We start from the raw sequence: 14639 nt of genomic DNA on the forward strand, positions 1-14639 counted from the left end.
AAAACTTTCCAACACATTATTACAGTCGAAGATGGCGTAAAAAATGGTGGTTTCGGAAGTGCAGTTTTAGAGTTTGCAGCATCACATAATTTTAAAAATTCTATAGAAATTTTGGGTGTTCCAGACGAGTTTATTGAACATGGAACAGTAAACCAACTGCAACAATTGTGTAAAATTGACGTTAAAAGTTTAATAAATCTTTTTTCTAACGGTTCAAAATAATTATTTTGCGACACCAAAACAAAAATTACCACAATGAAATTATTGCGTTCTACCCTTTTGCTGTTATTGCTTTTGTGTACTTCTAATAACTTTGCCCAGATTATACAAACTACACTAAGTCCAAATCAGGTTCCTAAACCGCCTTCTAACTGGACCCAAAAAAATCAGCTTGGTTTTGACATTTCCGAAATTGCTTTTGTAAACTGGAGTGCCGGGGGAACAAGTTCTATTTCAGGTTTGTTTAAAGGAGAATTTGGAAGAACTTATGCAAAGAAAAATCATAAATGGGTTAACGAACTTATTGTAAAATATGGCTTAAACAAGCAAGATGGGACTGAATTAAGAAAAACAGACGACGCTATTCAGTTCAACTCGACTTATGGGTTTAGAAAAGATACTGCATCAAATTGGTATTACTCTTCAAAATTAAATTTCAATACGCAATTTACAAACGGTTACAATTATCCAAATACAGACGTTGCAATCTCTAAACCTTTTGCACCGGCCTATATCTTTCTGGGAGCTGGAGCTGAGAATTCTAATAAGCAAAAAAATAGAGTTTTCTATTTCTCTCCAATAACATTAAAAACCACTTTGGTATTAGATCAAGATTTAGCTAACCAAGGTGCATTTGGGGTTAAGAAAGCAACTTATATGACTGATCCTTTAGATCCAAATTCTCAGATTTTGATTGATGAAGGCCAGAAAGTAAAAGCCGAATTTGGTATTCTTTTTACTGCTTATATGAAAAACGAAATTTATAAAAACGTTTTTTATGAAAACAGGTTAAGTTTGTATACTGATTATTTGAACAAATTTGGAAATGTCGACATCGATTATGACACGCGTTTAGACCTTGTTGTTAATGCTTATGTGAAAGCAAATATTGGGTTTCACTTAATTTATGATGACGACATTAAAACCAAAAAAGATGTTGTTGATCCAGCAACAGGAGCAACTACTCAGGTAAATAACGGCCCGAGAATGCAGTTAAGACAAGTTCTTGGCGTAGGTCTTGTTTATGCTTTTCAATAAAGAGAAAGATTTATAATTATAAAAAAAAGCTTCTTTTAGAATATTTCTGAAAGAAGCTTTTTTTATTTAACGCTTTTTTTGTCCCTGAATCATTTCATACAACTCAAGCGCATTTCCGTCGGTCAGTAATGAAACATAATGACAAATATGCAATAGACGTTCGTATAAATTGGTTTTCTCTAAATGATGTTTTTCTGGCAGCATTTTCAAAATCAACTTATCGTAGTTTGAGGCAGTTCCTTCAAACTTGTTATTAAATGCTGTTATGAATTTATCCAACAGTGTTTGAATAATCTGATAACCCACAATTTCTTTTTCGATCACTTCGCGGCTCTGATAGATTTTCTCAATACTTAATTTGATAATATCATCCATTTGCGCTTTATATTTGCTTTTCTCTGTTAAAGCATATGGAAAGTTTCCTGCAAGAATCGCTTCTTCATTTTCAACAAAAACATTTACAGCATCATTAATTAAAGTTCCAATCGCTAAAGCTCTTAAATAGCTAATACGATCTTCTTTTGTCGTTAATGATTTGTATTTAGAAACTCCAATATTGTCTTTTACAAGGTTAATCAAATATTCTAGAGCAAAATCTTCAGAAACCAAACCTAAATTGATTCCGTCTTCAAAATCAATAATTGTGTAGCAAATATCATCAGCAGCTTCAACCAAATACGCCAAAGGATGTCTTTCAAAACCAATATCATCACCAGATTTATTGGCAATCATTCCCATATCTTTAGCTACTTCTTCAAAGAATAATTTATCAGTCTGAAAAAAACCGTATTTCTTATCTGAGATGTTATTAGTTGGCTTTTTTGGAAGACTTTCTTTTGGATATTTCATAAAAGCTCCCAGAGTAGCATACGAAATACGAAGTCCGCCTTCAATTCCTGGACGACTTGCCGTTAGAACTGAAAATCCATTCGCATTTCCTTCAAAATCAATTAAATCCTGCCATTGTTTATCTGTAAGCTGATTTCTGTACTTCTGGCCATTTCCTATAGAAAAATACTCGCCAATTGCTTTCTCGCCAGAATGTCCAAAAGGCGGATTCCCGATATCATGCGCCAATGAAGCCGCAGCCACAATTGCTCCAAAATCATTCATATGATAACCGTGAACTTCTTTCAAGTAAGGATATTTTTCAATAATCTTTTTTCCGACCAAACGGCCAAGCGAACGCCCTACAACAGAAACCTCCAAACTATGCGTTAAACGAGTGTGAACGAAATCTGTTTTAGAAAGTGGAATAACTTGTGTTTTATCTTGTAAACTTCTAAAAGCAGCAGAAAATATAATGCGATCATAATCTACTTCAAATCCTAAACGCGTATCATCTTGTTCTACACGTAATCTTTTGCTTGTATCGCCCTGACGTTTTAATGATAAAAGTTGTTCCCAGTTCATTTGATTTTAGATTGTAGATTAAAGATTTTAGATTGATGATCTAAATCTTGATTTTAGACTTCAAAAATACATTTTATTTTAGGATTTTCTTCTGCTTTAAAACTCTAAAGCTGTACTATGTTTGATTTCTCCCATTACAAAAATACTAGTCGTATTTGCGATGTTTTCTATAGTAGACAAATTATTCATTACAAAATCCTGATAACTAGCCATATCTTGCACCAAAATCTTAAGCATAAAATCGTAATCGCCAGCAATATTGTAGTATTCTATAATTTCTGGAAGTGCAACAATATCTTTTGCAAAATTGCTCCCGACATTTTTGGCGTGTTCTTTTAAACGAACATTGCAAAAAACACTCAATCAAAAATAAAAACAAGCAACTTAATATTCAGATAGATGAGACCTAATATTAGTTATGGTTCGGCTTCATTTATTGGCATTATTTTTTAGAAGCAGAAATTTTTATTTTCAGAAAATCTCTAGCAAAAAAAGCATCCCAAATTGAAATGCTTTTTTTTACTTTATATAGTTTCGGCATTAAAAATTCTTAGACAATCCTATCGCAAAAGATTGTCCAAAAGTAAAACTAAATCTATCAACTGTTCTGTCTCCTTCAAAATTTAAGGTATTGTAAGCTATTGATCCAATATTAAAATTTACCCCAAAACCTCTCCCAACATTCAGCAAAAGTGCTGGAGTTAGACCAACATAAAATCCGTTGCCTTTATCAGGATATTGCTCCCCTACATTATTAATACTTGTTTCCTTTTTATTTTGAAATCCAGCTCCCAAATCGGCATAAGCAGAAAAAGTTTGGTTTAAAACTTTCGAATAACGCATAAAACCTCCCACAGAAAATGTTTTATAGCTATAAACGTTATCATTACTAAGATCTTGATTTAATTTTGTATACGATGATTCAATTCCCGCAGTCCAATTTTCGTGAAATTGATAACCAACCTTTGGAACAAAATTAAAACTATTCTGTTTGTTATTAGAACCAGAATTTGAAGTTTTTTCAGAATTGTAACCAACATTTCCCATAACTAAAACCGACCCTTTTTGGGCATTTGCAAAACTGAACATTGCCAGCGCAAGAATAACTAGATTTTTTTTCATAAGTGATATTTATTAAATTTTACAATCAATTTAACAAGAAAGATGCCAGTAAGATTTTTTGTTATTTTTGCAACAAAAACACTAAAAAACAATGCATTACAAACTTTGAGATATTACTAAGCATAAAAAAAACACCCCAAAATGGAGTGCTTTATAAAATTGAATATAAACTTAAGACTAGAAGTTTTTAGAAATTCCGATGTTAATCGTTTTTCCAAAATTGAATGAAAAACTATTGTATTTCGTATCATCGCTATCATAGCTTAATGTTTGATATTCTATACCGCCAATACTAAAATTTAAACCGAAGCCTTTTTTCATATTAATAAAAAGAGATGGAGTTAGATTGGTGTAGAAACCATCGGCTTTACTATCCGACAAAAGCACATTGTTTTGATAATTCTTGTTTGTTCTATTTTGAAAACCGGCTCCTAAATCGGCAAAAACAGAAAAAGTTTCATTTAACGGAACTGTATAACGAACAAACGCCCCAACTCTTAAATTCTTATACTTCGATTCTGTATCCAAAGCAGTACTTTTTGAAGTTGCTAAAGCAAATTCAGCCCCAACCGTCCAATTTTCGTGAAATTGATACCCCACTTTTGGAGAAAAAGTAAACGAATTTGATTTTCTCTCATCGGTTTGCTGATCAATATTTTCTGAAGTATAACCAACGTTTCCTCCTACTAATACTGTTCCTTTTTGTGCATTTGCATAGCTAACCATAGCCAATGCAAGAATAAGTAGCATTTTTTTCATATGTTATATTTATTAAGATTTCACATACAACAAACAATTAAAATACCAATATACAATCGTAGTCATTTTCTTAACCATTACTTAAAAATAACTCGCCTTAATCAGCTTAAAAATTAAAATAAGAATAAGAAATGGTTATAAAAAAAGCGCTCCAAATGGAGCGCTTTCTGAAATTGAATGTATAAACTTAAGATTAGAAGTTTTTAGAGATTCCGATATTGAATGTTTTACCGAAATTAAAGTAGAAATTGCTGTAATCTTCTCCATTATCATCAAAACTTAATGTTTCGTATCCTAAACCACCAATGCTGAAGTTAAGACCAAAACCTTTTTTCATGTTGATGAAAAGTGCTGGAGTTACATCTACATAAGCACCATCTCCTTTATATCTTACATAGTTATTTGCATTAGTGTAGATTTTGTTTTTTTCAGTTTGGAAACCAACTCCCATATCTGCAAAAACAGAAAAAGTTTGGCTTAATGATTTTGTATAACGTACAAAACCACCTGTTCTAAATTTGTTGTCTTTACGTTTTACATCTGTATTATCGATATCAGATGTGCTTAGAGAGAATTCTCCTCCAACTGTCCAGTTTTCGTGAAATTGGTAACCTACTTTAGGAGAAAAAGTAAATGTACTTGCTTTATCATCGCTAAATCTGAATTCTGATTTTTCAGAAGTGTATCCGATGTTACCACCTACTAAGATTGTTCCTTTTTGTGCGTTTGCAAAACTGCAGATAGCTAAAGCAGCCATCACTAACATTTTTTTCATGATTTGGGTTTATTTTAATTTTAGCATTCCTTTAACAACAACAGTGCCGTGAATTGCTGACTTTATGTTTTTTTTAAGAACTACTTTAAAAGGCAAAATGTAGCAATCGAAATTATTTCTCGTTACTTTTGTAGCAAATAATAAGTCAATGTCGATAGAAGTAAACAACATATCAAAAAGTTACGGAACACAAAAAGCATTAAACTCGATTTCATTTTCGATTGAGAAAGGAGAAATTGTTGGATTTTTAGGTCCAAATGGAGCTGGAAAATCTACTTTAATGAAAATTTTGACCACATATTTATTGGCAGATGAAGGCTCAGCCCTTGTAAACAGTCACGATGTCATGACGGAGGCCAAAGCTGTTCAACGTTCAATTGGGTATTTGCCAGAGCACAATCCGTTATATTTGGATTTGTATGTTCGTGAGTATTTGGCATTTAACGCCGATGTTTATAATGTGCCAAAAACAAGAATTGAAGAGGTAATTCAACTGACAGGACTGACACCAGAAAGTCATAAAAAGATTGGACAACTTTCTAAAGGATACCGCCAGCGCGTTGGATTGGCAAATGCCTTGCTTCATGATCCAGAAGTTTTAATTTTGGACGAGCCAACTACCGGACTGGATCCTAACCAGTTAATGGAGATTCGTAATGTAATTAAAAATGCAGGAAAAAATAAAACTGTTTTTTTATCGACACACATCATGCAAGAAGTCGAAGCAATTTGTGATCGTGTTATAATTATTGACAAAGGACAGATCGTTGCAGACAATAAATTAGACCATTTGGTTACAACCGACAAAGAGCAAATTATTGAAGTTGAGTTTGATTACAAAGTAGAAGAACAACTTTTGGCTAAACTAGAAAATATTGCTTCGTACATAAATACGCATGACATGACATGGGAACTTACTTTTGTTACAGATAAAGATATGCGACCAGCTATTTTTGACTTTGCCAACGAAAATGGTTTAAAAACTTTACAATTGAATCAGAAAAATAAAAATCTAGAAGCTGTTTTTAGAGAAATTACTAAATAAGTTATTACTGACTTCCCAGCTATCGGGACAACTTTAAGTTAAAAAAGGGGTTTGTTTTTAAATAAAACAGACTCCTTTTTTATTTTATTTCTTCTTCTTTTTTCTGCAAATCAGCAAAATAAGGGTTTTTCTAAAAAAATAATTACTATTTTTATTTAGACTTGTTATAAATAGTATTATATTTGGCAAATCAAATTTTAAATGCCACGGTATGTTACGTATCCTCCTTATCCTTAAAAAACTTATTTCTGTTGTTCCTAACCAAGTAATAAATCTTCGAAAAAAGTTTTCAGACAAATTAGAACAAATTGTATTGCGATAAATTCTGATTTTAAAAATTACAAAGATTATTATGTTCTAAATCTCGGTTTAGAATAAGGCCAAATTCAAACAACATGAAAAAAATTATAACCTCTCTTATGCTTGCTTTTTCGGTATATGATGGATATTCTCAAACAGAAAAAGAAACTGATAGTATTGTTGAAACAACTATAAATGCTTTAGATGAAATTGTGATTAGTAAAAAGAAAGTACTTTACACTCAAAAATCGGATCGTCTTGTTTTTAATGTAGAAAACAGTATCGTGTCTGAAGGCGGAACTGCTCTTGACGTTTTATCGCGTGCTCCAGGCGTTGTGGTTTCACAAGATGGTGATTTGTCTATTCGCGGACAACAAGGTGTTGCTGTAATGATAAACGGTAAATTAACACAGCTTTCGCAGAAAGAATTAGCTAATTATTTAAAAGCTACAACTTCATCCAATATCAAACAAATTGAAGTAATTACAAACCCTTCTTCTAAATATGATGCGGCTGGAAAAGCGGGTATTATCAATATCATTCTTAAAAAGCCAAACGCTTCGGGTTTAAAAGGGACTGCTTTTGCGAGTTACGGAAGAGGGCGAAAAAATAGAACTAATTCTGGTTTCAATTTAAATTACAATAAAGATAAATGGGGCGTTTTCGGAAATTACAGTTATACTTTCCGTGGCGAAGAAGAGCATAAGACATTCAATCAGACTCAATATACAAGTCTTACACATCAAGAAATTGCTTCTACCAATCACCAGACTTCTATTACAGATGAGCCTTTGACTTCTAATAATTTTAAAATTGGAACTCAATATGAAGTTTCGCCCAAAACCAATTTAGAGCTTTATGTAGACGCTAAAATTGGACGCTATCAAAATATGGCAGACGGAACGAATAAGGTCTTTAATACTACAAATCAGCTCATTTTTGATGCCTTGACTTATAATGACAGTAAAGAAAAATGGTTTGATTATACGTATGCTTTTTCTGGTACGCATAAATTTAATGACGAAGGAAAAAATATGGTTTTTGATTTTGAATACGAAACTTCAAAGTTTAGATCTAATCAGTTTCAGAGTGCCGATAATACTGCAAACGCTACTGTTGTAAACGATCGTCGCGGTTATATTCCTTCTCAATTAAGAGTTTTTACAGGAAAAGTCGATTTTGTAAATCCGTTCAAGGAAAAACAATCTATTGAGTGGGGTTTTAAAGCTAGCATTAAAAACAATGATAATCCATCGGTTTATGAATATTATGAAAACAACGAATGGCTAATCGATTTTAATTCGACCAATCATTTTGAATATAACGAACAGATTTATGCTGCTTATGCAAATTACAAATATCAGTTAGAAAAATTAAACATTCAGGCTGGTTTAAGAAGCGAATACACGGCAATCAATATCGATCAGAAAACTCTAAATGAAGAGCATAAAGATGATTATTTGAAATGGTTTCCGAGTCTTTCATTAAAATATGAATTTACAAGCAATCATTCTGCACATGCATCTTACAGTAAAAGAATCAATAGACCAAGCCAGTTTGATTTGAATCCGTTTCGTTTTTACGATGATTCATTCAATTATTCGCAAGGAAATCCAAACTTGATTCCAGAGATTACACATGCTATGGAAATTGGCTACGCTTGGAAAAGCAATTTTATGGCTTCGGTTTATTTTAATAGCACCAAAGATGTTTTTACAGAAGTGTACAATTATAATCCAGACACCAATACAACGATTACAACTCAAATAAATGTTGACAAATCATACAATTACGGAGTTAATATTACCAATACAGCTGAGTTAAATAAATGGTGGTCTGTAAACACTTTATTTAATGTTTTTGAGAATAAATTTATGGGAGAGATTTTAAACAGCAATACTATTGATCCTATAATGACAGTAAATCTGAGTGTTCAAAATTCTTTTACTATAACCGAAACCTTGAAAGCAGAAGGAAATGCGCAATATCAGTCAAAATCTAATCTTGGAATTTACCAAAGAGATGGTTTCTTTGATTTTAGCATCGGAATATCTAAACAAGTTTTAGCCAAAAAAGGAAGCATCAAACTCAATTTTACTGATGTTTTCAATACTAATAATTTCTACATTAAATCGGCAGTTGCGCAAACTACTATTGATAAAAAATATGATTTAGATAATCGTATTGCGACAATTGCATTTACATACCGTATATAAAATTCGTTCTTTAAATACCTTGTTTTTTGTTTTTTTTTGTGTTAGTTAAGAGCCTGTTCCTTCAAACAGGCTCTTCTACATTTAATAATGTGCTTAGTTTTATTGTTGAAATCTTAGCAATAGCAAATAGGTGATGCAATTCACTAATTTTTCTAATTATAGAAACTTCTGGAATTATTCCCTCTTTAAATTTTACCTATACGAGCTGTCATTTAACTATTAAAGCGCAATTAAATTCAGAATCATTTTACATTCTAAAATCCTTAAAATTAAATCTTTTGCTTTTTATAGACATAAACACACTTTCGTAAAAATCTTTCGATTAAGAGCATAAAAAAAGTCCTTTTAAAGCTTATTTCACTTCAAAAAGACTCTTCAAAAAACAATTGTAACGGCTAGCTTTTCTTTGTTTTCTTCTTTCTTCCCCACCAAATATAAAAACCGGTAATAGGTAAACTCGCGCAGATTAAACTTGCTGTAAAATAGAGAATTTTGGTTGTTATTCCGCCAATTGCGCCAACATGAAGGCTATAATTTGAACGACTCATCCAATCATGGAATTTCTCATCTCCTATATATTTTTTAGAATTTGGAAGCAATTCTAGTGTTTTCTGATCAAAATATAAATCTCTCCAATTCCCGTTGTGCATATCGGTACAAGCGTAAAAATTATCTTTCGGTTCATCTGGAAAATGAATAATTACGGCCTCATGATTCTGCTTCGCAATTTCTTTACGAACTCGATTAAAAATAATATCCGCAGAAGTCAGCATATCATATTTAGGTTTTAAAAGTGTATCCGATTTTATTTCAGCAACAACTTCATTCTTTTCTTTTTCATTGCTAAAACCTCCAGTAATCCAGTAGGTGCTTTCTCTTACCCAATGAAAACTCATGATTAAACCTGTTAACGCAATCAAAAATGCTAAAAGAAGCGAATAAAACCCTAAAACATTATGCAGATCATAATTAAGCCTTTTAAATTTGGCACTCCATTTAATTTTGAAACTATTATTGATGGTTGTTTTATTCCACTTTTTAGGAAACCATAAAATAATACCGCTTATCAATAAAAAGAAGAAAATTAGAGTTGCCCAAGATGTTACTGCAGTTCCTACTTCTCTACCCAACCAAACATAACGGTGTCCTTCATCAATTTCATGAAAAAAATCTTCATGATCAACCATTCTGGTTATTTTTCCATTATAAGGGTTTACATAAATCAAAGAATCAGATGCAACATCAACTTTTATTGTTTTATCTAAACCGTTATACCATAAGCCGTGAATGTCTTTTCCTGGCAATTCTTTCTTAACAGCAGCATATATTTTAGAAGGAGGCAAAACTCTATCTGCACTTTGAGCTTCAACTTTAAGCCACGGAGAAGTTAGTTCTTTTATTTCATGTTCAAAAACCAAAATGCAGCCTGTAATTCCCATTATAAAAACTACAATTCCAGAAGCAAGTCCGAGCCACAGATGCAGCCAAGCATTGATTTTACTGAATCTTGATTTTCCTTTATTTGGAGGTTTATTTAAACGTTTTTTAAAAATATTCATTGCAATTTAAATTTGAGAAGATTACAAAAAAGTGTAAAAACAAAAATGGCCTGAGGATTATGTTCATAATGCCTCAAGCCATTTTTTAATGTATAAAATTAATATGTAAGTTTACCAATTGTAGGCAAATAAAGGCCTTCTTTGATAAGAGCTCCAGCTTTTGCAACACCAGTCGCGATATCGATTTGATAAACACGTGCTTCGTCTCCTGTAACAAAACTTTTGTATGCTTTTCCGTTATCTACAAGCAAACTTCCTACTCCAAAGAACTCGTCTCCACCATGATCAGGCAAGCCTGTTACAGCAAGAATGGTTTTATTTGATAAATCTAAAATAGCCGACTTGAAAATTGTTTTTGTATTTAAGAAACTGTAAACTGCATTAACAGCATCTACATCATTAGGAATATAAGAAATGAAAACTTTTTCTCCGCCTAATGGATAAGCTGCAAGAACTTTTCCTTTTAATGTACTTTCTTCCAAATTAAAGAAGTAACCTGGATCAAACTTAGCATCTCCTTTTTTGATACGCAAAACTCCCGAAGCAGCAGTTGTAACAGGATATCCACCTGCACGTGCATTAGATGAAAATGTATAAACATCTCCAGATTCTGTCTGAACAATTCCGGTATTTGTATAATACATTCCAATTGCAGTTGTTCTAGTATCTTTTATTGTTGTAACATATTCTAAAGAAGGATATTTGTAAATTCTAACAGTCGCATCAGATGATAATACTTTATTGGTTCCGTCTGTTACATCTTTAGTGTAAACAGGAACAAAAAGTTTATCTCCTGATACAGCAACTCCAGTTGGCCAGTATAAAACTTTTTTGTTAGCTGGGTCTACAGCAAAATCATTAAACTTGCGTCCTTCTATAGAAACAGTTGCAGGATTGTAAATCATAAGTTCGTAATCTGATGAACTTCCGTCCCAAGTTGCACCAATATTGATTAGTTTTTTGTCATCTGTATAACCAACAGCATAAGACGATTCAAAAGCTAGTTTTCCTGCTTGCACTAGTTTTCCACTGCTGTTAAGTTTAAAAGAAGCAGCTCCTTCATCATCAGTACTCAAAGCAAAAAATGTATTTTCGATAGGAAAACAAGATCCGTTTTGTTCAATTCCAACTCCTTTAGCACTGATTTCGCCAGTCATTAACTGGTCTATAGAATTAAAATCAAGAATATACTGTGTATAATCGTCAAGCCAATAAGAGGCAACATATTTAGTACCATTTACCGTTGGTTCGGTTGGTTCGGTCGAATCATTATTATCACTACTACATGAAAAAATAGAAAGTGACAGACAAGCCAATGCAAAGCATTTTGCAAATTTGTTTACAAACATGATTAAAAGTATTAAGGGTTATTATTATTTTAATTATTGAAGAAAGTATCTAAACTTAACTGAGAAGGAACGTCCTGGCTTTTGAACTTTAAAATAGTCGTACACCTTTACATCAGTAATGTTTCGGCACTCAAAAGCCAGATTATATGTTCCGTTTAAGAAAGAATATGCAATCATCGCATTTTGAGTAAATTGTTCTGGAATTGCCTTTTTAGTTTCTAAGCTTCCTAAAACTGGCCAAGTCAGATAAAAATCGTCTATATAATTTGCACTTGCGTTTAGAGAAAGTCGATCTCCTTTATATTTGACATTTTTAAAATTGAAAGTCAGATCGGCATTTCCAAAAAAGATTGGAACGTTTGGCAATTGTGCGTCATATAGCGCATCTGGAATTGCTGTTCCAGATTTAAATTTATTTTTGTTGAGACTTTTTTGGTAAGTCCCATTTACTTCGAAAGTAAGCAGATCTTTATATCCATATCTAAAAACTCCGTCGATACCCGTTATTTGTACATTTTGAAGATTCTCAAAAACGGTTTTATCTCCGTCTTGTTTCTCTCTGATAAAATCTTTTGCTTGTCTGTATATCAAACTTGTTTCGGCACTAAAATGATTTTTGTTTTGTTGAGTAAGAAATGCCAATCCAAAATTTGCATTATCACTACTTTCTGGTTTCAAGCCGATATTACTGTTGATTGTTAATCCGTCACCTAACATTTCTGTCGCTGATGGCAAGCGATAAGCATGTTCAAATGATCCTTTTATTTGAAATTTATCTGACAAATGATAAGCCGAAGTAGCTCCATAGCCATAATTATTTGACGATGCAGATTGGCTAATCGAATTGGAAACCATTTTGGTCGACAGATCGTACATCTTACCAAAAGCAGAAATTGCAAGTCGGTTATCCAGACCGCTAAAATTGTATCCAAAACCTAAAATGCCTTTATCGATAGTAGGTTCACCAAGATCGACAACTTTTTGAAATTCTTCAGTTGCCTTTCTTTTATATGCTAGATAAGTATAATTTAAGGCAACAGAATGTTGGTTATTTAACTGATATTTCAAATTGGATGTGAATTGCGCATTTGCCTCATCGTATACATAAATTGTTTTGTTGCCCAATTCTCCTTTATCTCCGGCATTGGCAAACTGCCTGTAAACGTAATTTCCAGTCCAATCATAAACTCTCGAAGAAGTATCGATAGAGCGGTTGTTTACTAGAGCGTATGTAGAATTAATATTCAAAGACAAACCTTTAGTAAAAAGATTGTCTTTTTTATATTTTAAAGATGTGATAAAACTTTGACTGTCTGTAAAAGCTTGTCCAACAACTTTCTGCATAGTTCTTCCCTGTTGAATTTCTTTCTTGTTTCCTGCCATCGCAAAACCAACAAGCAAATAATCTGCAAAATTTCTATTCTTAAATCCTGCTTCAGCCATTACTGTACCCGACTTGTATCCATCATGGAAATGCTTATATTTTTGTTCTGGCAAAAATTTAGAAGTATTTTTATCTACCACACTTACATCAACTTTATAATCATTATCAGAGTAATTAGCGAATGCATTAATGTTGGCTATAAAACCATCTCTACCAGAAAATCTCGTATTTACAGCAGCTCTGTGCGTATTAAACGAACCATAACTGTATGAAGCATCGATATAACGGTTTACATTTTTGTTAGTTACAATATTTACAGCTCCTCCCAACGCATCAGCTCCTAATTCTATTGGCACAACTCCTTTGTAAACATCGATTCTTTCTGCCATATTTACTGGAATGTTATTCAATGTAAGTGCAGATCCATAACTGTCCATAGGCACTCCATCCAAGAAAAACTTAACCTGACTTCCTGAAAATCCATTTAGAGAAAAATTAAATGCAGAACCTAATCCTCCATATTCACGAATACGAACTCCAGTTGTTTTATTCAAAACCTGATTTAAATCAGCAGAGGTATTGTAGGTTTTCTTAAGATCAACTGCGGTAATATTATAAGCCTGTTCCCTAACACGCTGTACTTTAGATTTACCTGTTACAGCTACTTCATTTAAAGCTGCCATATCTTCTTCAATGGAAATATCTTCAAGAGTTTTAGCGCTCTCTTTTACAATTATTGCTGTTTCTGTAGCTTTATAACCTGTATATGCAACTACTAATGTATAGTTGCCAGGCGCTAGCGTAAATTTATATTCCCCCTTACTATTAGTTAGTGTAGCATAAGGAGTTCCTTTCAGCGCAACCGAAACTCCTTCCTGCGGTTTCCCGGCATTTAAAATAACTCCGCTTAAACTCGATTTGTTCTTTTGTGAATACCCTTGAAATGAAATTAACAGAATTGTAAACAAGAGCAATAATCTAGATAGTTGCATTATAATTTTTTGAATTTGAAAATTAAAGTGCTCCAAATTTAAGGCCTTCAGCAGGCTTTTACAATACTATTTTTAATTATTCTAAATAAAAGTATTATTTAACTTTAAAAAATAGAAATCAATAAAAAATACATTCTTTCTTAAGAAATAATTAAGATTAAATTAATATTACATTAAAAAACACGACCTGAAGAGTTAAATATTTCTATCTTTTTTAAATGAAATTCAAAATAAAAGACATAAAAAAGCCCGCTTCAAAATAAGCGGGCTCTTAAAATAGATCTTTAATTATTAGATTTCCATATCTAAAATCGTTTGTTTCATTTCTTCGATCACTAATTTAATATCCTTTTCGGTTGTTCGCCAATTTACAAAAGAGGCTCTAATCCCTTTTTTGTTTTGATAAATTGTTGGTGTCATAAATACTTTTCCAGTATCATTCAACGCAGATAAAAACTGGTTTACTTT

Annotated in this window: 12 protein-coding genes; 4 read left to right on the top strand and 8 right to left on the bottom strand. The window is 32.4% G+C overall.

Annotation, left to right across the window (positions count from 1 at the left end; genetic code table 11):
- Both B3J44_RS08950 and B3J44_RS08955 read left to right on the top strand, forming a co-directional pair.
- Positions 1 to 222, top strand: a 222-nt coding sequence (locus B3J44_RS08950; RefSeq protein ID WP_286967909.1) for a transketolase C-terminal domain-containing protein, incomplete at its 5' end; no start/stop codon positions are given.
- 33 nt (positions 223 to 255) lie between these two features.
- Positions 256 to 1257, top strand: a complete 1002-nt coding sequence (locus B3J44_RS08955) for a DUF3078 domain-containing protein (RefSeq protein ID WP_286967911.1) — start codon at positions 256 to 258, stop codon at positions 1255 to 1257.
- Positions 1258 to 1323: 66 nt separating this feature from the next.
- On the opposite strand, the gene B3J44_RS08960 is transcribed toward B3J44_RS08955, so the two are convergent.
- From B3J44_RS08960 to B3J44_RS08980, 5 genes are all read right to left on the bottom strand, one after another.
- Positions 1324 to 2670, bottom strand: a complete 1347-nt coding sequence (locus B3J44_RS08960; protein WP_286967913.1) for a deoxyguanosinetriphosphate triphosphohydrolase — start codon at positions 2668 to 2670, stop codon at positions 1324 to 1326.
- Between the two features lie 96 nt (positions 2671 to 2766).
- Positions 2767 to 3033, bottom strand: a complete 267-nt coding sequence (locus B3J44_RS08965; protein ID WP_286967915.1) for an Lrp/AsnC family transcriptional regulator — start codon at positions 3031 to 3033, stop codon at positions 2767 to 2769.
- A gap of 177 nt (positions 3034 to 3210) precedes the next feature.
- Positions 3211 to 3792 carry an outer membrane beta-barrel protein gene (locus tag B3J44_RS08970; RefSeq protein WP_286967916.1) on the bottom strand — a complete coding sequence of 194 codons (582 nt, stop codon included), beginning with the start codon at positions 3790 to 3792 and terminating at the stop codon, positions 3211 to 3213.
- Between the two features lie 177 nt (positions 3793 to 3969).
- The gene (locus B3J44_RS08975) at positions 3970 to 4551 is read right to left on the bottom strand and encodes an outer membrane beta-barrel protein (protein ID WP_286967918.1); all 582 of its coding nucleotides are present in this window, start codon (positions 4549 to 4551) and stop codon (positions 3970 to 3972) included.
- A gap of 193 nt (positions 4552 to 4744) precedes the next feature.
- Entirely contained in the window at positions 4745 to 5326 is a 582-nt protein-coding gene (locus tag B3J44_RS08980; RefSeq protein ID WP_286967919.1) for an outer membrane beta-barrel protein, read from the bottom strand.
- A gap of 148 nt (positions 5327 to 5474) precedes the next feature.
- On the opposite strand from B3J44_RS08980, the gene gldA reads away from it, so the two are divergent.
- Positions 5475 to 6371 carry a gliding motility-associated ABC transporter ATP-binding subunit GldA gene (gene gldA / locus B3J44_RS08985; RefSeq protein WP_198854613.1) on the top strand — a complete coding sequence of 299 codons (897 nt, stop codon included), beginning with the start codon at positions 5475 to 5477 and terminating at the stop codon, positions 6369 to 6371.
- Positions 6372 to 6766: 395 nt separating this feature from the next.
- Positions 6767 to 8887, top strand: a complete 2121-nt coding sequence (locus tag B3J44_RS08990; protein WP_286967921.1) for a TonB-dependent receptor domain-containing protein — start codon at positions 6767 to 6769, stop codon at positions 8885 to 8887.
- Between the two features lie 395 nt (positions 8888 to 9282).
- Here B3J44_RS08990 and B3J44_RS08995 read toward each other — a convergent pair whose 3' ends face one another.
- The 3 genes from B3J44_RS08995 to B3J44_RS09005 form a co-directional block, all read right to left on the bottom strand.
- Positions 9283 to 10446, bottom strand: a complete 1164-nt coding sequence (locus B3J44_RS08995; RefSeq protein WP_286967923.1) for a PepSY-associated TM helix domain-containing protein — start codon at positions 10444 to 10446, stop codon at positions 9283 to 9285.
- Positions 10447 to 10544: 98 nt separating this feature from the next.
- The gene (locus B3J44_RS09000; protein ID WP_286967925.1) at positions 10545 to 11795 is read right to left on the bottom strand and encodes a DUF4374 domain-containing protein; all 1251 of its coding nucleotides are present in this window, start codon (positions 11793 to 11795) and stop codon (positions 10545 to 10547) included.
- Positions 11796 to 11828: 33 nt separating this feature from the next.
- Positions 11829 to 14171, bottom strand: a complete 2343-nt coding sequence (locus tag B3J44_RS09005; protein WP_286967927.1) for a TonB-dependent receptor — start codon at positions 14169 to 14171, stop codon at positions 11829 to 11831.
- Positions 14172 to 14639: the final 468 nt, after the last annotated feature.

This window comes from Flavobacterium sp. UBA4854 (genome assembly GCF_002399805.1).
In the GTDB taxonomy this organism is placed as follows: domain Bacteria; phylum Bacteroidota; class Bacteroidia; order Flavobacteriales; family Flavobacteriaceae; genus Flavobacterium; species Flavobacterium ginsengisoli.

What these genes read in the sequence shown, in the direction of transcription:
- B3J44_RS09005 (WP_286967927.1), bottom strand. Translation starts at nt 14,171, where the DNA reads ATGCAACTATCTAGATTATTGCTCTTGTTTACAATTCTGTTAATTTCA.
- B3J44_RS08980 (WP_286967919.1), bottom strand. Translation starts at nt 5,326, where the DNA reads ATGAAAAAAATGTTAGTGATGGCTGCTTTAGCTATCTGCAGTTTTGCA.
- B3J44_RS08975 (WP_286967918.1), bottom strand. Translation starts at nt 4,551, where the DNA reads ATGAAAAAAATGCTACTTATTCTTGCATTGGCTATGGTTAGCTATGCA.
- B3J44_RS08995 (WP_286967923.1), bottom strand. Translation starts at nt 10,446, where the DNA reads ATGAATATTTTTAAAAAACGTTTAAATAAACCTCCAAATAAAGGAAAA.
- B3J44_RS08970 (WP_286967916.1), bottom strand. Translation starts at nt 3,792, where the DNA reads ATGAAAAAAAATCTAGTTATTCTTGCGCTGGCAATGTTCAGTTTTGCA.
- gldA (WP_198854613.1), top strand. Translation starts at nt 5,475, where the DNA reads ATGTCGATAGAAGTAAACAACATATCAAAAAGTTACGGAACACAAAAA.
- B3J44_RS08990 (WP_286967921.1), top strand. Translation starts at nt 6,767, where the DNA reads ATGAAAAAAATTATAACCTCTCTTATGCTTGCTTTTTCGGTATATGAT.
- B3J44_RS08955 (WP_286967911.1), top strand. Translation starts at nt 256, where the DNA reads ATGAAATTATTGCGTTCTACCCTTTTGCTGTTATTGCTTTTGTGTACT.
- B3J44_RS09000 (WP_286967925.1), bottom strand. Translation starts at nt 11,795, where the DNA reads ATGTTTGTAAACAAATTTGCAAAATGCTTTGCATTGGCTTGTCTGTCA.
- B3J44_RS08960 (WP_286967913.1), bottom strand. Translation starts at nt 2,670, where the DNA reads ATGAACTGGGAACAACTTTTATCATTAAAACGTCAGGGCGATACAAGC.